Origin of the sequence: Haladaptatus salinisoli, assembly GCF_020614375.1 — an archaeon.
GTDB classification, from domain to species: Archaea; Halobacteriota; Halobacteria; order Halobacteriales; family Haladaptataceae; genus Haladaptatus; species Haladaptatus salinisoli.
On sequence record NZ_CP085327.1, the window covers coordinates 2,734,536 to 2,754,300 of the forward strand.

Consider the following 19,765-nt stretch of genomic DNA (forward strand, 5'->3'; position numbering starts at 1 on the left):
GCCGCGTCTCTTATCCCCGTGCCGACCCGAGAACCGGTATGGCTTCGACCGACCAGGAGCTCGTGGACGAACTGGACAGCAGAGTCGAGACGCTCACGCTCGACGACGCGGTGCGACTGGTCGAGACCAACCATCCGAACGGCGGGCCGGGCGTCGAGCGCGAGGTGTTCGAATCCTATCTCGACGCGACCGAGTACGGCGAGGACGCGTTCACGTCGTCCTTGGAGGAGAGCCTGACCGACGCAGACTCGTGGCAGGGCGGCGGTCGCGTCTACGACCTCGGCGGCGGGCGGGTGAGCGCCTACCCGCGGCGGTGGCACGACGAACTCGGCGATACGACGGACCTCCGCGAGTACCTCCGAGTCATCGGGGACGACGCCCAAGGGTCGACCGGCTCCGAGCGCGCTGCGGTCACGGAGGACGGCGTCGCGGAGGGGATGTTGCTGGACGCGGCGGCGGCCATCGGCGGGGTGGACCACGAGGACACGCGCGACCGGTTGAAGACGCTTCGGGACGAGGGTGAAATCGAGGCGAACCCCTCACAGCATCCGAATCCGTGGCTGCGGCTCGCCTGATTGTTTCCATTTTCCAAATATCAAACTGTATCCGCCGAATCCTGCAAGAACACTTATTACGCGGAGTGTGGTACTCTCAAATGGATGGCCCCTGTTAGCACACCACCGGCCAAGGAGGCCAGATCGATTTTCGACAGTCTCGGCTACGAGGTGTTGGACGACGGCGACGAGTTCCGGGCGAGACGGAAGTGGCGCGAGGTACGAGTCACGGCACTCGCGGACACCGCGGACGCGCCGAAACGCGGCGAACTCCGCTGTTTCGTCACGTGGGAGGAGAACGCGTCGCGACTTCGACGGGAGTTGCGCGACTCCAATCCCGAGTACGAGTGGGCGGTCATCGCGGTTCGAGAGGGCGGAGACTACGAGGTGGCGCGTGCGCCACCTTGCCGCGTCGCGGTGTAGCCACGGTCGAGACCGCTCGGCCCTCTGAAGCGAATCGATTTTTCCGTTCGGATTCTGAACGCCGGTCGACGAGCAGCGCCGGTCGCGAACGTTCGGGGGCCGTTCTTACCGGGATTCCGGCGGAAAAACGAGAAGAGAACGTACATCGCGAACCCGGAAATTCGGTGACCGCGACCACCGTTCCCCGCTGCCTCCGCTGGTTACCGGGACGGCGAAACGCGACGTTCCGTTCGCCGAGTACGAAGACACAAACCGCGAGAGCGCGAATCGTCACGCGAACGATGGACGACCACACGCGCGACCCGACCGCCGACTCGCCGCCTCCCGACCGGACCCCGTCGGGGTGGCTCCCCGAGGAGGAATTGTGGGAGCACGGCACCCTCCGCCGGGCGACGGTACACGGCGTTCGCCTCTACAACTCCGGGGAGTTCCACGAGAGCCACGACTGTTTCGAGGACGAGTGGTACAACTACGGCAACGGAACGACGGAGAGCGCCTTCCTCCACGGGATGGTGCAGGTCGCGGCGGGGGCGTACAAGCACTTCGACTTCGAGGACGACGGCGGGATGCGCTCGCTGTTCGAGACGGCGCTCCAGTACCTCCACGGCGTCCCTCGGGACTTCTACGGCGTGGACGTGCTCGACGTGCGGACGAAGCTCACGAACGCGCGGGAGGACCCGACGGTTCTGCACGGGTGGCGGATATCGCTCGACGGCGCGGTTCCCGAGGCGAGAGAGGAAGATTTCGCCTACGCGGAGACGCTCGACTAGAACGAAAAATCATCCCGTTCTCCCGCTTGACTGCGAGTGTAAAGCGCTTTCAAGCTTCGCCACGTTTCCCCGATAAATGCGCATCGAGCAGCTAGGAGAGGGGACGCCGGAAGTCGCCGTCGTCGCCGGAATCCACGGCGACGAACCGTGCGGACAGCGAGCCGTGGAGCGCCTGCTGGCCGAAGGCCCGACCGTCGAGCGCCCGGTGAAGTTCGTTATCGCGAACGAACTCGCGCTGGAGCGGAAGGTTCGGTACGTGAACGAAGACCTGAACCGCGTGTTCCCGGGGGACCCAACCGCCGAGCACTACGAGCGCCGACTGGCCCACGAGTTGCTCGACGAACTCCGCGACTGCACGGTACTCTCGCTCCACTCCACGCAGTCGTACGCCCGCCCGTTCGCGCTCGTTGACCGAGTGAACGCCGTCGCTCGCTCCATCTGTCCGTACCTCCCCGTCTCGGAGCTGGTCGAGACCGACCGATTCACGAAGGGGAAACTCATCTCGCACCCGCACACGCTCGAGGTCGAGTGCGGGCTGCAGGGGTCGGAGGAGGCGGCGGAGAACGCCTACCACCTCATCCGCGGCTTCCTCGCCGGAACCGCCGCGCTCCCGCTTCCGGAGGGCGACAACCCGGTCGAGGCGGGCCGGCGCGACGAGGTGACGGTCTACCGGATGGAACAGCCTGTTCGGAAGAACGGCGGGACGGAGTTCGAGGTGCTGGTGGAGAACTTCCGCCGCGTCGAGGCGGGCGAAGCGTTCGCCACCGCGGACGGCGAGCCGCTGGTCGCGGCGGAGCCGTTCGTTCCGGTGCTGATGTCCGCCTACGGGTACGAGGACATCTTCGGGTACACGGCGGAGGAAGTGGGCGTGCTGGGGAACTGAAACGACCGATTACTCCTTTTCGGGGGCGAACTCGACCGTCGTCAGATCGCGGTCGAGCGAGCAGTAGTCGTGCGGCGGGTCGCCGACTATTTCGGCGATTCGATACTCCTCGTCGAACTCCGCCCCGGCGGGTTCGCAGAACTCGTGGCTCGGGCAGTCGACGTGGGGGCACGGTCCGTCGAGTTTCGCCTTGCTTCCGGCGTAGGCGTTCCTCGCCGGAACGTTGGCGCGGACGCTCGTCGGTTCGACCTCGACGGCGCTGACCCCGTCGTCGTGGACGCCGCAGGGGAGCGTCTGCGCGCCCTCGCGGACGTCCGTGACGCGGTATTTCACCCCCTCGGAGAGATTGAGACACTGGTTGCGGTACGGACAGCCCTCGCAGGCGCCGGCCTCGCCCTGATAGACGAACTCCTGACCGGCTTCGGCGAGGCGGGTTCCGACGAGCGTGATGGTGGACATGCTCGGGCGTAGGGCGGGTGGTCGGTTAAGCGTCTCGCCCCGTCAACTCGTCCAGTCGGTCGAGGTACGCCTCGCGGGGAACCTGGTAGCACGCCCGATAATCGACGTCGCCGCGCGCGAACTCCGCCGCGAGTTCGACGGCGGCGTCGAACGCTTCGTCGCGCGTCGGAAAGCGGGGCGTCTCGGAGAGGGTCACGTCCGGTTCGAGGTAGAACTTGAGATACCACGAGTCGGTCGCGCGGCGCTCCTGCGGCGGGCGGTTCGGCGTCCCCTGCGCGAGGTAGATGGTGGGAAGACACTCGGGCGGAAATTGTCGCGTGTCGAACACGTCCGGGCGGTACGCGAGGATGCATCGACCGTCCGGTTCGTCGTTCCAGACGACCCACGATTCGGGCAGTGCTTCTTCGGACATGGACGGGGATAGACGGCGCGTCGGGGTAAGGGTTGCCCGTTCGGACGGACGACCTAGTATATAAAGGCTGCACTATTGAAGTTTTCACTGCACACCCGATTCCACGTTTCTAGCCGCCAGCGGTCGTATGTTCGGAAACTCGGTGTTTTTAATCTAAATGAAAAAAGTCTTGTGGTCGGGCAACAGTTATATATCTCCTCATCCCATCTATTAAATAGTATCGGGTGGCAGTTGCCCACACGGTACACGGTCCCGGACCACGCTCCGGTCCCCAGCGCAACTCGTCGAAACGCGCCGACCCGGTCGACGGCCGGAGTGGTGGATGGCACGCACATGAACCCCCGACAGACACCGACGTCAACGCGGGCGCGACAGTCGTCGCCCGGACAGCCCTCTGCGAGAGTCGTCCCACCGATTCGACCGACAAACCTTAGTGGGTGTACCCCTACTACGTATTCCCGCCGGCCTCGGACCGCCCGGTTGGTCTCTGTCTCCAACGGTCCGTTCCACAGTCCCAAACAATACGTGATACAATGAAAGGTGACATTGAAACGCTGGAAGACCTCAGCCGAAGCTACCAGGAATCGATGCCTGAAGACCTCCGCGAGACGAAGTCGTTCGACTGGTACCTCCGAGAGGTGTACGACGACCCGAAGATCGCCCGGAACGCCCACCAGCGCGTCGCCGACATGTTCGATTACTACGGCACGGAGTACGACGAAGACTCCGGCGTCGTGGAGTACCAACTCGCGTCGGAAGATCCCCTGCACGACGGGGAGAACACGTTTTACGGGCGCGAAATTCACCGCGCGATGCACGAGTTCGTGAACAAGGTGAAAAGCGGCGCGCGCGGATTGGGTCCGGAAAAGCGTATCAAACTGTTACTCGGCCCCGTTGGGTCGGGGAAATCCGACTTCGACCGGCAGGTTCGCAAATACTTCGAAGATTACACGCTCAGCGACGACGGTCGGATGTACACGTTCCGGTGGACGAACCTCTGCGACGTGATAAAGGACCAGGACCCGGCGGACGACGTGGTGCGGTCGCCGATGAACCAGGACCCGCTCGTCTTGCTCCCGCTCGAACAGCGCCAGACCGTCATCGACGACATCAACGAGCGCCTGGACGCTCCCTACACCATCAAGAACGAGCAGGCGCTGGACCCCGCCAGCGAGTTCTACATGGACGCGCTGTTGGCGTACTACGACGACGACATCCAGCAGGTGCTCGAGAACCACATCGAGATAATCCGCCTCGTCGCCAACGAGAACAAGCGACAGGCCGTCGAGACGTTCGAGCCGAAGGACAAGAAGAACCAGGACGAGACCGAACTCACGGGCGACGTCAACTACTCCAAGATCGCCATCTACGGCGAGAGCGACCCCCGCGCGTTCGATTACTCCGGCGCGTTCTGTAACGCCAACCGCGGTATCTTCAGCGGCGAGGAACTGCTCAAACTCCAGCGGGAGTTCCTCTACGACTTCCTGCACGCCACGCAGGAACAGACCATCAAGCCGAAGAACAACCCCCGCATCGACATCGACCAGGTCATCGTCGGTCGAACTAACATGCCCGAGTACCGGGACAAGAAGGGCGACGAGAAGATGGAGGCGTTCAACGACCGGACGAAGCGCATCGACTTCCCGTACGTCCTCGAGTACGAGTCGGAAGCCGACATCTACCGGAAGATGCTCCGGAACGCCGACGTGCCGGACGTGCACATCGAACCGCACACCCTCGAGATGGCCGGGCTGTTCGGCGTCCTGACGCGCGTCGAGGAACCCGACACCGAGATGGTCGACTTCCTCCAGAAGGCGAAAGCCTACAACGGCGAAACCGAGGACGGCGACGACGTCGACGTGAAGAAGCTCCGCGAGGAAGCGGAGGACAAGGCCGACATCGGCGAGGGGATGGAGGGCGTCTCGGCCCGGTTCATCGGCGACGAAATAGCCGAGGCCATCATGAACTCCACCCACCGGAGTCGCGGCTTCCTCAGCCCGCTCTCGGTGTTCAACCACTTCGAGGAGAACCTCGAGAACCACGGCTCCATCCCCGAGGAGAACTTCGAGACCTACTACCGCTACCTCGAAACCGTCCGCGGCGAGTACCGCGAGCGCGCCATCGAGGACGTGCGCCACGCCCTCGCCTACGACATCGACGAGATTCAGCGGCAGGGCGAGAAGTACATGGACCACGTGATGGCGTACATCGACAACGCCACCGTCGAGGACGAACTGACGGGCCGCGAACAGGAGCCCGACGAAAGTTTCCTCCGCGCCGTCGAGGAGAAACTGGAAGTCCCGCGCGACCGCAAGGACGATTTCAGACAGGAAGTGTCGAACTGGGTGTCGCGGCGCGCCCGCGAGGGGTCGCCGTTCAACCCGCAGGACAACGACCGCCTGCGCCGCGCGTTGGAGCGCAAGCTCTGGGAGGACAAGAAGCACAACATCAACTTCTCGGCGTTGGTGTCGGCCAACGAGATGGACAACGACGAGCAGAACGCGTGGATAGACGCGCTGATGGAGCAGGGCTACTCGCGCGACGGTGCGAAGGAGGTGCTCGAATTCGCCGGGGCCGAGGTCGCCCGCGCCGAAATGGAGGAGTAACCAGTGTCCGAAGGCACCGACTACATCGCCGACGCCGACCACGAACTCCGGGAGACCTACGAGGAGCCGATGAGCCTCGGGGAGTACGTTGACGCCGCGTTCGAGAACCCGACCATCGCCTCGCACGCGAGCAAGTACCTCCTCGAAGCCATCGAGTCGATGGGAACCAGAACGGTCGTCGAGGAGGGCGAGGAGAAAGAGCGGTTCAAGTTCTTCGACGACCCGCACAACGGCGGCGAACACGCCATCCTCGGCAACACGGAGGTGTTGAACGCCTTCGTGGACGACCTGCGTTCCATCGCGTCCCGCCGGGGGAAAGAGGAGAAGATAATCTGGTTCGCCGGACCGACCGCGACCGGGAAGTCCGAACTCAAGCGCTGTCTCGTCAACGGTCTGCGCGAGTACTCGAAGACGCCCGAAGGACGACGCTACACCATCGAGTGGAACATCGCCACCGCGAGCGATCCGTCCGGGTTGACCTACGGCGACGAAGCGGTCGCGTCGAGCGAGGAGAACTGGTACGCCAGTCCGGTTCAGTCGCATCCGCTGCTCGTGTTTCCCCCGAAGGTGCGCCAAGAACTCCTCGAGGAGCTGAACGCCCGACTCGACGACCACGTCGACATCCACGTCAACGGAAAACTCGATCCCTTCAGCCGCGAGGCGTACGACTATCTGGAAGAACAGTACCGGCGCAACGGCGAGGAGGAGCTGTTCTCGGCCATCACCGACGCCGCGCACCTCCGGGTGAAAAACTACGTCGTCGACATCGGCGACGGCATCGGCGTCCTCCACTCGGAGGACAGCGGCCGCCCGAAACAGCGACTCGTCGGCAGTTGGATGCAGGGGATGCTGCAGGAACTCGACTCCCGCGGGAGGAAGAATCCGCAGGCGTTCAGCTACGACGGCGTGCTCTCGCAGGGGAACGGACTGCTGACTGTCGTGGAGGACGCGGCCCAGCACGCAGACCTCCTCCAGAAGCTGCTCAACGTCCCCGACGAGAAGTCGGTGAAACTCGATAAGGGCATCCAGATGGACATCGACACGCAGCTCCTCATCATCTCGAACCCCGACCTCGAAGCTCAGTTGAACCAGCACGCCGACGCGGGCGGAGCCGACCCCCTCCGCGCGCTCAAACGACGGCTCGACCGCCGGGAGTTCGGCTACCTGACGAACCTCAGCCTTGAAGCCGAACTCATCCGGCGCGAACTCACTAACGAGACGGAGGTCTGGCAGGCGGACGCGTACGACGAACTCGAAGCGCGCATCCGGGAACCCGTCTCGGTCACCGTCCGCGACGGCGACGCCGTCCGAGAGCGCGAAATCGCACCCCACGCCGTCGAAGCCGCGGCGCTCTACAGCGTCGTCTCGCGCCTCGACGGGAGCGACCTCCCGTCCGGACTGGACCTCGTGGACAAGGCCATCCTCTTCGACCGCGGCTACCTGCTGGACGGCGACGACCGCATCGAGAAGGACGACTTCGATTTCGACGACGACGCGGCGGACGGGTCGGGCGGCATCCCGGTCACGTACACCCGGGACACCATCGCCGGACTGTTGAACGACGTTCGCGACCGCCACCACCCGGAGTACGCGGTCGAGCAGGTCATCATGCCCCGCGACGTGCTGAACGAGATGGCCGACGGCATCGGGGACGCGCCGGTGTTCTCCGCGGCGGAGCGCACCGAGTACGAGAACCGACTCGTACCCGTGAAGAACTACGTCTTCCAGCAACAGGAGAGCGACGTGTTGGACGCCATCATGCGCGACCGGCGAGTGGACGAGGAGACGGTCGCGGAGTACATCGAGCACGTCTACGCGTGGGCGACCGGCGACCCGGTCGAAAACGACCGCGGCGAGCGCGTCGAACCCGACGCGCTGAAGATGAAGGTGTTCGAGACCGAACAGCTCGGTCGGTTCGGGCCGGACGCCTACGAGGTGAACCACGAACCGAGTCCGGCGGTGGCGGAGTTCCGCCGGAACAAGGTCATCACCGCGCTGAACCGCCACGCGTGGGAGAGTCGCAACGAGGAGTTCCAGGTCAGCGACATCGACCCGAAGGAGGTGCCGGTCATCAAGACCGTGCTGGCGAACAACGACTGGGACGACGTGCGGCGGGTGTACGAGGATTTCGACCCCGGCCAATGGGAGAACCCCCCGACGAACACCGAGACGGCCGAAGTTAAGGAGAAGACGATACGGAACTTACAGGAGCTGTTCGGCTACTCGCCCGCGTCGGCGGAGCTGACCAGCCAGCACGTCATGGATCAGGTGAGCTACAAATGGGACTGAGAGACGACCTCGAACGGTACCGCGAAGTCGGCGAAGAGCGCCGCGAAGACCTCGCGGAGTTCATCCAGTACGGCGACCTCGGGCAGAGTCTCCCCGACGAGATACACATCCCCATCAAGATAGTCGACCTGCCGGAGTTCCAGTACGACCGCCGCGACAGGGGCGGCGTCGGCCAAGGGAACCCCGACGTTGGCGACCCGGTCGGCCAGCCCCAACCGCAGCCCGGCGACGACGGCGAGGAGGGCGAACCCGGCGACGAGGCGGGCGAGCACGACTACTACGAGATGGACCCCGAGGAGTTCGCCGAGGAACTGGACGACGAACTGGGTCTGACCCTCGAACCGAAGGGTAAGAAGGTCGTCGAGGAGACCGAGGGCGACTTCACCGACGTGACGAAGACCGGTCCCGACAGCACCCTCGATTTCGAGCGCATGTTCAAGGAGGGGCTGAAGCGCAAGCTGGCGATGGACTTCGACCCTGAGTACATCCGCGAGGCGATGAAGATAGACGGCTGGGGGCCGGACGCGGTGTTCCGGTGGGCGCGGGAGAACAACTTCACCGTCTCGAAACACTGGGTCGAGGAGAACTACGACGCGCTGTCGCCGGACGAGCGCACGAAGTGGGCGAGCATCGAGGAGATGGAGCGCGAGGTGTCGGCGACGAGCACTGCCCAGAAGATACGCGAGGAGGGTATCCGACACGTCCCCTTCCGCCGCGAGGACGAGCGCTACCGCTACCCCGAGATAATCGAGGAGCGCGAGCGGAACGTGGTCGTCGTCAACATCCGCGACGTGTCCGGGTCGATGCGCGAGAAGAAGCGCGAACTGGTCGAGCGCACCTTCACGCCGCTCGATTGGTATCTCACCGGCAAGTACGACAACGCCGAGTTCGTCTACATCGCCCACGACGCGGAGGCGTGGCGGGTCGAGCGCGACGAGTTCTTCGGCATCCGGTCGGGCGGCGGGACGAAGATATCGTCGGCCTACGAACTCGCCCGGAACATCCTGGAGGAGGAGTACCCGTGGGCCGACTGGAACCGCTACGTGTTCGCGGCCGGCGACAGCGAGAACAGCCGGAACGACACGGAGGAGAACGTCATCCCGCTGATGGCGTCGATTCCGGCGAACCTCCACGCCTACGTGGAGACCCAACCCGAAGGGAAGGCCATCAACGCCACCCACGCGGAAGAGGTCGAGAAGAACTTCGCCGAATCGGACAACGTCGCGGTCAGCTACGTCAACGGACCGGAGGACGTGACGGACGCGATATACGAGATACTGAGCACGGAGGACGCATGAACGAACGCATCGAAACCAAGCGCGAGGCCGAACGAGTGCGCGAACCCGTCGTGGAAGCGCGGAAACTCGCGCGGAAACTCGGTCTCGATCCGTACCCCGTGAAGTACTGGATAATCGACTACGACGAGATGAACGAACTCATCGCCTACGACGGGTTCCAGGAGCGGTACCCGCACTGGCGGTGGGGGATGAAGTACGACCGGCAGCAAAAGCAAGGCCAGTACAGCGGCGGCAAGGCGTTCGAAATCGTCATCAACGACGACCCCGCCCACGCCTTCCTGCAGGAGACGAACAGCATCGCCGACCAGAAGGCGGTCATCACGCACGTCGAGGCCCACTCCGACTTCTTCGCCAACAACCGCTGGTACCGGATGTTCGCGGACGAACTCGACGCGGCGGCCCTGCTCTCCCGCCACGCCGGGCGGGTGCGGTCCATCATGGCCGACCCGGAGATAGACCGGGAAGCGGTCGAGAAGTGGATCGACAACGTGCTCTGCTTGCAGGACAACATCGACCAGCACCAGGCGTTCAAGCGACAGCACCGGAAGCGGGACGAGGAGACGGAGACGGACGAACTCGGCGACCGACTCGCGGAGATGAACCTGAGCGACGAGGTGCGCGAGGAGGTGTTCGACGACGAGTGGCTGGAAGCGCAGCAAGAGAAGCGCGCCGGTGCGCTCGAAGAACCCGAGAAGGACCTGCTCGCGTACCTCCTCGAACACGGACGAGCGTACGACCCGGAGGAGGGCAAAGCGGTCGAGATGGAAGATTGGCAGAAGGACGTGCTGGAGATGCTCCGCACGGAGTCGTACTACTTCGCGGCACAGAAGACGACGAAGGTGATGAACGAGGGCTGGGCGGCCTACTGGGAGTCGATGATGATGGGCGAGGAGTCCTTCGCGGGCGTGGACGAATTCATCGAGTACGCGGACCACCAGGCCCGCGTGCTCGGTTCGCCCGGTCTGAACCCGTACAAGCTCGGCAAACAGCTGTGGGAGTACATCGAGAACACCGAAAATCGCCGGGAAGTCGTGCGAAAGCTCCTGCGGGTGAAGGGCATCACGTGGCGTAACTTCCACGACGTGGTCGAGTTCGACCGCGTGATGGAACTGCTCGAACCCGACCCGGCGCTCGACGCGGTGAGCTCGGAGACGCTCTCAGACCTGGAATCTCTGGACCCCGAAAAGATAGACGAGGAGGGGTTGGAGCGCGCGAAAGCCGGGGACATCGACGCGGACGCGCACCCGTGGAAGGTGCTCTCCTACGAGGGACTGGCGGAGCGTCACTTCTCGCTCTGCAAACTCCAGAACCGCGGCTTCCTCGAAGCCATCTCGCAGTCCGACCTGGAACAGTACGCCCGCTACATGATGGACGACGAGCGCTACGGGAGCGCCGAGGAAGCCATCGCCGACGTGGACTACGCCGCCGGGTGGAACCGGATGTACGAAGTCCGGGCGAGCCACAACGACGTGACGTTCTTGGACGGTTTCCTGACGAAGGAGTTCGTCACCGACAACGACTACTTCACGTACGAGTTCAGCCAGACGACCGGCGACTACCGAGTGACGAGCACCCAGTACGAGGACGTGAAGAAGAAGCTGATGCTCCAGTTCACCAACTTCGGCAAGCCGACAATCGCGGTGTACGACGGCAACTACGAGAACCGCAACGAACTGCTGCTCGGCCACCACTACAACGGCGTCGTGCTCGACATTAATCAGGCCGCTCGGACGCTAGAGCGCATCTACGACCTCTGGGGTCGCCCCGTGAACCTGAAGACCATCGTGAAGGAGGTCGACGAACGCGACGCCGAGATAGCCCGGCGTCGCGACCGCGAGCCGGAGCCCACAGAGCAAGGGAAACTCCTGCGCTACGACGGCGACGAGTTCGAGATGGAAGACCTGCCGTGGAGCGAGGTCGAGGACATCGCGGCGACGGAGGTCGATTACAACACCAAACCCGAGGAGTGGTTGGCCTGACGGGAACGATCACTCCGACTCGTACAGCCTGATCTCGCCGCCGTCCACGACCACGTCGTACCCTTCGTACCGAAACTGCGCGTAGACGGAGACTTCCTCGCGCTGGGCCAGTCGCTGGAGCGCGTCCACGTCGATGACCTCGGCGAGGGTGGGTCGCAGTTCCGTCGGACGGACGTTCGAAACGGCTCCGAGCGCCCGAGCCAGCGTCACCACGACCGAGTCGCCGGCGGTGCCGTACACCGTCCAGTACGCTTCGTTCGAGTCGTCCAGCGACGCTTCCGTCGTTCGAAGGTTCCGCCCGTCCGAGACGGGCGGTTCCTCCTCGGGCGGCGCGTCGTCCGCTTCGGCGAGGCGGACGTACCGCTCCAACTCCGGCGCGTCCACCGTCGCCGTGACGCCGTCGCCGTCGCGTTCGACGACGCCCGCTTCGACCAACTTCGGCAGGTGAACGTGGTGGAGCGTGATGAGAACCCGCTCTCCGGCGTCTTCGCCCGTTCCACTTCAACTGGACGGAGACCTGCATCCAAACTGGTCCAGGTCATAGATGTGTACTTCCACCCGTTTGCTTGGTCCCAGTCGTCCGGTTTTACCTCCGGCTTTGGTTTTCCGAAACGCTGAGCCAAGTGTGCCTTCCAGCGGTCACGCTCCTCCGGTGAGAGGTTCCCATATGCTGGGATAGAACCGTACTCCAGTGCAGCTTCTCGAATCTGTTTTCGCTCCTCTATTGTAAGATAGTCTCGGGGGTTGCTTGTCCCCGAAGTAGAGAACGAATGTGACGGCTCCCATTCTTTCCCGCCACGTTCCTGGTGCTGCCATTTGAAGAAACGCTTGAGGGATTTCTGTGTATTGGACTTGTGAGTGTTGCTTTGGTCCCCATAAGCCAGCTCCTTCATGTAGGTGTTCGCGTGCGCGTGGTCGAGGCTCATTGTGTACCTCCCCTCGTTGTTCCACGCCCATCGGTTGAATTGGTCAGTTCGGTACGCGGTTCTTACGACAGTGGCACGGCTGTACCCTACGGCTGCTTCTGGGGTCTTGCCGAATGCCAGTAGCCACTGGAGAAAGTTCTCACGATGTTCTCGGTAATCCAGTAGCTGCTTTTCGTTGAGTCGGCTCTTTGCCTTTTCAGTGACCACTGGGATACCGTCGAGCTCCATTACTGGTACCCCTGATTAACTGATTCGGCTTTGATAGTTGACAATCGCTGTACGGCGGCGAGGTGGGTGTTCCTTTGAATCGTATCGGCGTATGGCATAGGTTTGGCTCCATGCTATGCCACGTATGAAAATTACAGGACGGCGAAGCCGTTGTAGTGCTCGGTAGGGGATTTGAACCCCTGTCCTCGGCTCGAAAGGCCAAGATGATTGGCCGGACTACACCAACCGAGCGTATCACGCTCGATGCGCATCAAATCGTTTCTGCGGGACTAGTTTAAACCTTCCGTTATCGGGCGACTGCGGCCGGATTCCGCGCCAACGAGTGCCAACCCCGACGGGGGTTGACCCCGAACGCTCGCCCTACTTTCCTTCGAACTCGGGGTCGCGGTTGCCCATGAAGGCGGTGACGCCCTCCATCAGGTCGTCGGTGCTCATCAGGTGGCCGAACGCCTGCGCTTCGATCTCCAGTCCGGCCTCCGTGTTCTCCCACCCCTTCAGCATCGCGCGCTTCGTCATCTTCTGGGCTATCGGCGGGCCGGCGGCGAGGTCGGCGGCGAGGTCGAACGCTCGGTCCTCGAACTCGTCGTTCGGGACGACCTCGTTGATGAAGCCGTAGTCGGCCATCGTCTCGGGGTCGAAGCGGTCGGCGGTGAAGATTATCTCCTTCGCGCGTCCCTCGCCGACGATGTGCTGGAGGCGCTGGGTGCCGCCCCAACCGGGCAGCAGACCGAGGTCGTGTTCGGGCTGGCCGAGTTCGGAGCGTTCGCTGGCGATGCGGAGGTCGGCGCAGGTCGCGAGTTCCATCCCGCCGCCGAGGCAGTAGCCGTCGATTCCGGCGACGACGGGCATCGGGCAGGATTCGAGTTTACCGAACGTCTCCTGTCCCTTGCGAGAGAGGTCGACCGCGTTGAGCGAGTCGGCCCCGCCCGCGGCCATGCTCTGCACGTCTGCACCCGCGGAGAACGCTTTGTCACCCTCGCCCGTGATGAGGATGGCGCGAACCTCGCTGTCCGCGACCGCCTCGTCGATGGCGTCCGAGAGTTCGTCCAGCAGTTGCCCGCTGATGGTGTTCATGCGGTGCGGGCGGTCGATGACTATCTGTCCGACCATCTCGCCGGGCTTCTCGATGCGGACGGTCTCGAACTCGACTCGCTCCTCGTCGTCCACCTCGTAGAACCCGACTTCGGCGCGCTCTTCGAGGTAGTCGGCGGGTTCGTAGCGCGCCGCGCCGGTCTCCTCGTGGAGGTCTTCGAGGGTTTCGAGCAGGGTGTCGAGACCCGCTTCGTCGGCCATCCGGGCCGGACCTTCGGGGAAGCCGGCCCCGAGCATGACCGCGTCGTCTATCTCGCTCGCGGGTGCGACGTCGTTTCCGACGAGTTTCGCCACTTCGTTCGCCATCACGGCTCGGAGGCGGTCGACGATGGCCTCGTTTCCGGCGTCGGTCGGAACGTCCGCGCCGCCGTCCTCGTAGTCGTAGAACCCCCGTCCGGTCTTCTTTCCGAGGTTCTCCTCCTCGACCTTCTCCTTGAGCAGCGGGCACGGTTCGTAGGCGTCGCCGAGTTCCTCGTGCATGTATTCGAGCACGTGGTAGCCCACGTCGATACCCACCTGGTCCGCGAGTTCGAAACTCCCCATCGGGAGGCCGATGTCGAACTTCGTGGCGCTGTCGACCTCCTCGACGGTCGCGTCGCCGGACTCGACCATCCACGCCGCCTCGTTCATCAGGGGTACGAGCACGCGGTTGACGATGAATCCCGGGCTGTCCTTCCGCACGCGCACCGGCGTCTTGCCCATCTCCTCCGCCAGTTGCTCGGTCAGGTCGAGGACGTTCTCGTTCGTGTACGCCCCGGTGATGACCTCGACGAGCTGCATCCGAACGGGGGGGTTGAAAAAGTGCATCCCGCAGAACTTCTCGGGGCGGTTCGTGACCTCCGAGAGTTCGGTTATCGAGAGGCTGGAGGTGTTCGTGGCGAAGACCGCGCGGTCGGGCGCGTACTCCTCCAGTTCCCCGTACACGTCCTTCTTGATGTCCATCTTCTCCGGCACGGCCTCGATGACGAAGTCGGCGTCGGAGACGGCCTCCTCGAAGTCGACGAGGGGGGTGACGCGCTCCAGCGCCGCGTCGGCCTCCGCCTCGGAGAGCTGGTCCTTCTCGGCGAGTTTGCCGAGACTCCACTCGATCTGGTCGTAGCCGTTCCGGACGAACTCCTCTTTGATGTCGCGCAGATTTACATCGTACCCCGCGAGGGCGGCGACCTCCGCGATGCCGTGACCCATGTTCCCTGCGCCGAGAACTGCAATGGTGTTGATGTCTTCTAGCTCCATGCTCGAATGCTCAACACGAGGCCGTTTCAAGGTTTCTCTATTCGAGATAATAAACATCCTACGAGTTTATAGGCGGTTACAAAACGATTTATCCATCGACCTGTAATCGTGTCTTATGGACTTCGAGTTGACAGAGGAACAGCAGGCCGTTCGCGACGAGGTGCGACGATTCGCGGAGAACGAGATCGAACCGATCGCGAAGGAGTACGACCAGGAGGAGAAGTACCCGTGGGAAATCATCGACAAAGCCGCTGAAATGGGGCTGACCGGCGCGAACATCCCCATCGACTACGGCGGCGCGGGCTACTCGGCCCTCGAAGTCGCCATCATCATCGAGGAACTGTTCGCCGTCGACGCCGGCATCGGTCTCTGCGTGACGAGCACCGCGTTCGGCGCGGACGCCATCCGCGAGTTCGGCACGGAAGACCAGAAGGAGGAGTACCTCTCCCCGGTCGCGGCGGGCGACGCCATCATGGGCACCGCCATCAGCGAACCCGACACCGGTTCCGACGTCTCCTCGGTCTCCACCACCGCCGAGAAGGACGGCGACGAGTGGGTCATCAACGGGAACAAGATGTGGATCACGAACGGGTCGGTCGGCGACTTCTTCGTCGTGATGTGCCAGACCGACCCCGAGGCCGACGACCGCTACTCCGGATTCTCTCAGATAATCGTGGAGGCCGACCGCGACGGCTTCGAGAGCGACAAGATAACCGGAAAGCTCGGCATCCGCGCCTCCGACACCGCGGAACTCATCTTCGACGACGTGCGCGTCCCCGAGGAGAACCTCGTCGGCACGCGCGGCATGGGCTTTCTCCAACTCATGCAGTTCTTCGACGAGACGCGCACCGCGGTCGCCGCACAGGGCGTCGGCATCGCCAAGGGCGCTTGCGAACGCGCGCTGGAGTACGCCCAACAGCGCGAGCAGTTCGGCCGCTCCATCAGCGAGTTCCAAGCCATCCAGCACAAACTGGCCGACATGCACACGCAGACGGAGGCCGCGCGCAACCTCACCTACAAGTCGGCGTGGAGCGTGGCGAACACCGACGACCAGTTGACCCAACTCGCGTCGATGGCGAAGGAGTACGCCTCCCGCGTGGCCGTCGAAGTGGCCGACGAGGCCGTCCAGATTCACGGCGGATCGGGATACGTCAACGATTTCGACGTGGAACGCTTCTACCGCGACGCGAAGATAACTCAAATCTACGAGGGGACGACCGAAATTCAGAAGAACATCATCGCCCGCGAACTGCTCGGGAAAGGATTCTGACCTCGAACCGACCACCTAACTGCTTAGGCGTCGTTCTTTTCCTCGTGTCTGGCTATTGTGAAGTCGATGGGGTCCGACTCGCCTGGGATGTCGAACATCGACGCGAAAGCGAACGGTGACGGAGAGAGCGAACTCGACGCGATGCTGGAGTTGTTAGCGGATCGACGTCGTCGGTACGCGCTGTACTATCTCAGAGAGCAAGAGCGAGCCGTTGGAGTGGACGAACTGACCCGTCGAATCGCCGAACGGGACGAACGCACGCGGGCGAGAGACCGCGATCGCGTTCGAATCGAACTTCTTCACAAACACCTTCCGAAGATGGAGGCTTCGGGCGTCATCGAGCGGGACGGCGACGCGATACGGTTAGGCCGTTCCGCGGATTCGTTAGACCCGTACCTCCACATCGCCGCGGAGTTGGAACGACCGCCGTAATCGTCACCCTTCGTCCGGTTTCGGTCTACTCCTCGGTCGTTCGGAGAAGCCAGTCGAACCCGTCCAGCACCGCCTCCCTCCCGCCCGATTCGAGCACGCTCCCGTGCCCCGGAATCACCCGGTCGAAGTCCCACGCCAGAACCTCCCGAATTGACCGCCGAAGCGCCGCTTCGTTCGACACCGTGAGCCGAAAATCGACGGGCGCCCCGACTCGCTCGTACACGCCCGCGGCGCGTCCGAGGAGGCGGAGCGAGAGCGGGGACTCCGGCGTGACGTGGTAGCCGACGTCGCCGAGGACGAGCGTCCGACTCGGGCGATGGAAGAACGCGATTTCGGTGAGCCAGCGATGGCCCGCGATCACCGTCTGGTCGACGTCGGCGCTCCACCGGGGGTCGGGGACGCTCCCGAGATACGAATCGAAGACGAGGTCGGAGCGACGGGACGCGAGACCCGGCGCGGCGAGCAGTTTGGCGTCCGGATAGGCGTCCCGGTACTGTTCCATGTACAGGTGTCCGTGGAGTTTACTCGCGGGCGCGACGAACCGGACGCCGCCGAGATCGTCGAGTTCCCGCTTCAACTCCGGCGTGAGTCGGGCCGGCGACTGGACGAACAGTCCGCCGCTCGACAGGCGAACGACGGTCGTGATGCGACCGATTTCGAACCCGAAGAATCGCAGCGGCTCCTCGCAAATCCACAGGTTCGTATCGAGGTGGGTGAGCATGTCGGTCTCTCGGCGTCGCCGAGGGATAATTTCTGTTGCGGTCGCGGGCGGTCGCCGACGGAGTCTCAGTCCGACTCGTACTCCGCCCAGATGTACCGCGTCGCGACCGAGCGGTAGGGACGCCACGCCTCGGCGACTTCGCGCATCTCGTCGCGCGTTAGCTCCTCGCCGTCGCCGTACAGTCGCTCGATTCCGCGTCGCACCGCGAGGTCGCCCAGTGGGAAAATATCCGCCCGTTCGAGCACGAACAGGAGGTACATCCGGGCGGTCCACTCGCCGACGCCCTTTATCTCGGTCAGCAGTTCGACCACCTCGTCGTCGGTGTACTCGGCCAGCGCCTCCCTCGTGTAGTCGTTCCGTTGGAAGGCGCGCGCCGCGTTCTTCAGGTACTGGACTTTCGTGCGCGATAGACCGGCGTTCCGCAGTTCGGCTTCGTCCGCGGCCAGTACGGTCTCCGGCGTCACGTCGCCGAGCAGGTCGAACACCCGGTTTTTGACGGCGAGTGCGCTCGCCGTCGAGAGCTGTTGGTTGATGATGCTGATGCAGAGCCGCTCGTACTCCGACCAGTCAGTCTCGGAGTACGGTTCGTGCTCGTCGAGCAGGGTCGCCATGACGGGGTCGTTTCGGAGGACGGACTCCGCGTCGTCGTTCGTGGTTCGCATACTGTCGTTCGAGGGTGGTAGGAACCCGACGAGAAAAGGCGTTACCCTTCGGTCTCTTCCTCCTCTTCTTCCCGTTCCGCCTCGTCGTCGTCCACCCGGCGTCGAACGTCCACCTGATAGTTCGAGAGGATGTCGCGCCCGAGCAGGACGGGGTAGTCCATGTGGCCCCTGTCCTCGATGCTCGCGGTGACGGTGTGGCGGTTGCCGCCGACGCCGATGACCACGTCGACCACGGGGCGGGATTTGCTCGCCTTCCGACTGCCGGATTTCACGCGGGTCATGCTCTTTATCGGCCCCGCGCCGATCTGCGCCGCGAGCTTGGTGTCGATGCTCGACCGGGTCGCCCCCGTGTCGGATTTGGCGACGACCGTCTCGGAGCCGCTCGTTCCGCTCACGAGCACTTCCTCGGTGTAGCCGATGACGACCGGTTCGGTCGGCGGGGGGCTGGTGCTGGTCGGCTTGCAGTCCGGCGTCGAATCGTCGAGCGTCGCGGTGAGTTCGTCGACCCGGTCGCGGTTGACTTCGCCGCCCGCCCGTTCGATGGCGACTTGCGCGATGTAGGGGGCGGCGCTCCGCCCCGTCGCCTTGTAGAGCCCCTTGAATCCGGCCGTCGGGTTCACTTCGAGGACGTGCCAGCCGTCGTGACCCTCGATGAGGTCGACGCCGGCGTAGTCGAGACCGACGATCTCGGTCGCCCGGCGAGCGATTTCCGCGGCCTCGTCGGGTAGTTCGTCGGTCATGTCCTCGACGTCGCCGCCGAGCGCGACGTTGGTTCGCCAGTCGTTTTCGGGCGCGTACCGGTTCATCGCGCCGACGATTCTGTCGCCGACGACGTAGACGCGGAGGTCGCAGTGGCGTTTTTCGTCCCGCTCGATGAGTTCCTGTAGGAACGCCTGTCGCTCGCCGACGCGCGGATTGACCATCTCGTCCGCGCCGACCTTCCACGTCCCGCCGCCGTGGGTTCCGATGGCGGTCTTGTAGACGGCTTCGTCGCCGAACTGCGCGCGCCCGTCGTTCAGGCGGTTGTTGTCGAGCGCGAGGAGCGCGTCCGGAACCGGGATGCCGGCATCGGCGAGGCTCGTCGCCGTGGAGAACTTGTGAATCGCGGTCATCACGGAGTCGGGTCGATTGAGAACCGGGACGAGGGAGTCGTAGATGTTGGCGAGACCGAGCGCCTCCGAGGGCTGTTCCGTGTTCGAGAGGAGGAGGCGGTTGGCGACGATGTCTATCTCGGGTTCGAGCGTCACCTCGCCGTCTCGAATCTCGACCGCCGTGTTCTCCTGACGGAGCCACTCCGGCCGGTGACCGAGGTCCTGAATCGCATTGCAGATCGCTTTGGTCTCCTTGCTGTTGTGTAGACTGAGTACCCCGACGCGAACAGGTGAGCCATCAGCAGCCATGTACGCTACCTTTCGGCTGTTCCATCTTAAAACGTTTCCAGTGGCCCAGAACAGGAATGGGAGTCCGCCGATTGATTTCGACGGTGGATATGTGTAGTCACAGGTTTTTATAGGGCGACCTCCGAGTG

Annotated in this window: 17 protein-coding genes, 1 tRNA gene and 1 pseudogene; 10 read left to right on the top strand and 9 right to left on the bottom strand. The window is 63.7% G+C overall.

Annotated elements, in window-relative coordinates; genetic code table 11:
• Positions 1-38: 38 nt before the first annotated feature.
• The 4 genes from LIX00_RS15015 to LIX00_RS15030 all read left to right on the top strand — a co-directional run bounded on the left by LIX00_RS15015 (position 39) and on the right by LIX00_RS15030 (position 2,630).
• Positions 39-575, top strand: a complete 537-nt coding sequence (locus LIX00_RS15015) for a hypothetical protein (protein ID WP_227354001.1) — start codon at positions 39-41, stop codon at positions 573-575.
• Positions 576-659: 84 nt separating this feature from the next.
• Positions 660-977, top strand: coding sequence for a DUF7116 family protein (locus LIX00_RS15020; RefSeq protein WP_227354002.1), 318 nt, complete (start codon positions 660-662; stop codon positions 975-977).
• 281 nt (positions 978-1,258) lie between these two features.
• Positions 1,259-1,747, top strand: coding sequence for a DUF309 domain-containing protein (locus tag LIX00_RS15025; protein ID WP_227354003.1), 489 nt, complete (start codon positions 1,259-1,261; stop codon positions 1,745-1,747).
• Between the two features lie 76 nt (positions 1,748-1,823).
• A complete protein-coding gene (locus LIX00_RS15030; protein WP_227354004.1) occupies positions 1,824-2,630 on the top strand; it encodes a M14 family metallopeptidase in 807 nt (268 codons plus the stop codon).
• Between the two features lie 9 nt (positions 2,631-2,639).
• On the opposite strand, the gene LIX00_RS15035 is transcribed toward LIX00_RS15030, so the two are convergent.
• Positions 2,640-3,089 (bottom strand): UPF0179 family protein, encoded by a 450-nt coding sequence (locus tag LIX00_RS15035; RefSeq protein ID WP_227354005.1) that lies wholly within the window; start codon positions 3,087-3,089, stop codon positions 2,640-2,642.
• A gap of 25 nt (positions 3,090-3,114) precedes the next feature.
• The gene (locus LIX00_RS15040) at positions 3,115-3,501 is read right to left on the bottom strand and encodes a DUF5820 family protein (RefSeq protein WP_227354006.1); all 387 of its coding nucleotides are present in this window, start codon (positions 3,499-3,501) and stop codon (positions 3,115-3,117) included.
• Positions 3,502-4,034: 533 nt separating this feature from the next.
• Between LIX00_RS15040 and LIX00_RS15045 the strand changes: the two genes are divergently transcribed.
• Genes LIX00_RS15045 through LIX00_RS15060 form a run of 4 tightly spaced genes read left to right on the top strand, consistent with a single transcriptional unit; the run spans position 4,035 to position 11,673 of the window.
• A complete protein-coding gene (locus LIX00_RS15045) occupies positions 4,035-6,107 on the top strand; it encodes a PrkA family serine protein kinase (protein WP_227354007.1) in 2,073 nt (690 codons plus the stop codon).
• A gap of 3 nt (positions 6,108-6,110) precedes the next feature.
• Positions 6,111-8,396, top strand: a complete 2,286-nt coding sequence (locus LIX00_RS15050; RefSeq protein ID WP_227354008.1) for a PrkA family serine protein kinase — start codon at positions 6,111-6,113, stop codon at positions 8,394-8,396.
• Positions 8,387-9,694 carry a YeaH/YhbH family protein gene (locus LIX00_RS15055; protein ID WP_227354009.1) on the top strand — a complete coding sequence of 436 codons (1,308 nt, stop codon included), beginning with the start codon at positions 8,387-8,389 and terminating at the stop codon, positions 9,692-9,694. Before LIX00_RS15050 ends, LIX00_RS15055 begins: the two co-directional genes overlap by 10 nt.
• Positions 9,691-11,673, top strand: coding sequence for a SpoVR family protein (locus tag LIX00_RS15060; protein ID WP_227354010.1), 1,983 nt, complete (start codon positions 9,691-9,693; stop codon positions 11,671-11,673). The genes LIX00_RS15055 and LIX00_RS15060 overlap by 4 nt, the downstream gene beginning before the upstream one ends.
• 9 nt (positions 11,674-11,682) lie before the next feature.
• On the opposite strand, the gene LIX00_RS15065 is transcribed toward LIX00_RS15060, so the two are convergent.
• The 4 genes and pseudogenes from LIX00_RS15065 to LIX00_RS15075 form a co-directional block, all read right to left on the bottom strand.
• Entirely contained in the window at positions 11,683-12,057 is a 375-nt protein-coding gene (locus LIX00_RS15065) for a HalOD1 output domain-containing protein (RefSeq protein ID WP_438267076.1), read from the bottom strand.
• Between the two features lie 27 nt (positions 12,058-12,084).
• Positions 12,085-12,147: pseudogene (locus LIX00_RS26295) on the bottom strand (DUF7344 domain-containing protein); the annotation flags it as partial.
• A gap of 836 nt (positions 12,148-12,983) precedes the next feature.
• Positions 12,984-13,058, bottom strand: a tRNA-Glu gene (locus tag LIX00_RS15070).
• Positions 13,059-13,187: 129 nt separating this feature from the next.
• On the bottom strand, positions 13,188-15,152 hold the full coding sequence (locus LIX00_RS15075) for a 3-hydroxyacyl-CoA dehydrogenase/enoyl-CoA hydratase family protein (protein ID WP_227354012.1): 1,965 nt from the start codon (positions 15,150-15,152) through the stop codon (positions 13,188-13,190).
• Positions 15,153-15,267: 115 nt separating this feature from the next.
• Between LIX00_RS15075 and LIX00_RS15080 the strand changes: the two genes are divergently transcribed.
• Entirely contained in the window at positions 15,268-16,422 is a 1,155-nt protein-coding gene (locus LIX00_RS15080; protein ID WP_227354013.1) for an acyl-CoA dehydrogenase family protein, read from the top strand.
• A gap of 87 nt (positions 16,423-16,509) precedes the next feature.
• Positions 16,510-16,854, top strand: a complete 345-nt coding sequence (locus tag LIX00_RS15085; protein WP_227354014.1) for a DUF7344 domain-containing protein — start codon at positions 16,510-16,512, stop codon at positions 16,852-16,854.
• Positions 16,855-16,879: 25 nt separating this feature from the next.
• Here LIX00_RS15085 and LIX00_RS15090 read toward each other — a convergent pair whose 3' ends face one another.
• The 3 genes from LIX00_RS15090 to LIX00_RS15100 all read right to left on the bottom strand — a co-directional run bounded on the left by LIX00_RS15090 (position 16,880) and on the right by LIX00_RS15100 (position 19,637).
• The gene (locus LIX00_RS15090) at positions 16,880-17,575 is read right to left on the bottom strand and encodes a DUF4336 domain-containing protein (RefSeq protein WP_227354015.1); all 696 of its coding nucleotides are present in this window, start codon (positions 17,573-17,575) and stop codon (positions 16,880-16,882) included.
• 65 nt (positions 17,576-17,640) lie between these two features.
• Positions 17,641-18,237, bottom strand: coding sequence for a DNA-3-methyladenine glycosylase family protein (locus LIX00_RS15095; protein ID WP_227354016.1), 597 nt, complete (start codon positions 18,235-18,237; stop codon positions 17,641-17,643).
• Between the two features lie 41 nt (positions 18,238-18,278).
• The gene (locus tag LIX00_RS15100) at positions 18,279-19,637 is read right to left on the bottom strand and encodes a RimK family alpha-L-glutamate ligase (protein ID WP_227354017.1); all 1,359 of its coding nucleotides are present in this window, start codon (positions 19,635-19,637) and stop codon (positions 18,279-18,281) included.
• Between the last annotated feature and the right edge of the window lie 128 nt (positions 19,638-19,765).

Bases quoted from the DNA above. Each gene is read 5' to 3' on its own strand.
- LIX00_RS15015 (WP_227354001.1), top strand. From the start codon at position 39: ATGGCTTCGACCGACCAGGAGCTCGTGGACGAACTGGACAGCAGAGTC.
- LIX00_RS15020 (WP_227354002.1), top strand. From the start codon at position 660: ATGGCCCCTGTTAGCACACCACCGGCCAAGGAGGCCAGATCGATTTTC.
- LIX00_RS15025 (WP_227354003.1), top strand. From the start codon at position 1,259: ATGGACGACCACACGCGCGACCCGACCGCCGACTCGCCGCCTCCCGAC.
- LIX00_RS15030 (WP_227354004.1), top strand. From the start codon at position 1,824: ATGCGCATCGAGCAGCTAGGAGAGGGGACGCCGGAAGTCGCCGTCGTC.
- LIX00_RS15035 (WP_227354005.1), bottom strand. From the start codon at position 3,089: ATGTCCACCATCACGCTCGTCGGAACCCGCCTCGCCGAAGCCGGTCAG.
- LIX00_RS15040 (WP_227354006.1), bottom strand. From the start codon at position 3,501: ATGTCCGAAGAAGCACTGCCCGAATCGTGGGTCGTCTGGAACGACGAA.
- LIX00_RS15045 (WP_227354007.1), top strand. From the start codon at position 4,035: ATGAAAGGTGACATTGAAACGCTGGAAGACCTCAGCCGAAGCTACCAG.
- LIX00_RS15055 (WP_227354009.1), top strand. From the start codon at position 8,387: ATGGGACTGAGAGACGACCTCGAACGGTACCGCGAAGTCGGCGAAGAG.
- LIX00_RS15060 (WP_227354010.1), top strand. From the start codon at position 9,691: ATGAACGAACGCATCGAAACCAAGCGCGAGGCCGAACGAGTGCGCGAA.
- LIX00_RS15075 (WP_227354012.1), bottom strand. From the start codon at position 15,152: ATGGAGCTAGAAGACATCAACACCATTGCAGTTCTCGGCGCAGGGAAC.
- LIX00_RS15080 (WP_227354013.1), top strand. From the start codon at position 15,268: ATGGACTTCGAGTTGACAGAGGAACAGCAGGCCGTTCGCGACGAGGTG.
- LIX00_RS15085 (WP_227354014.1), top strand. From the start codon at position 16,510: ATGTCGAACATCGACGCGAAAGCGAACGGTGACGGAGAGAGCGAACTC.
- LIX00_RS15090 (WP_227354015.1), bottom strand. From the start codon at position 17,575: ATGCTCACCCACCTCGATACGAACCTGTGGATTTGCGAGGAGCCGCTG.
- LIX00_RS15095 (WP_227354016.1), bottom strand. From the start codon at position 18,237: ATGCGAACCACGAACGACGACGCGGAGTCCGTCCTCCGAAACGACCCC.
- LIX00_RS15100 (WP_227354017.1), bottom strand. From the start codon at position 19,637: ATGGCTGCTGATGGCTCACCTGTTCGCGTCGGGGTACTCAGTCTACAC.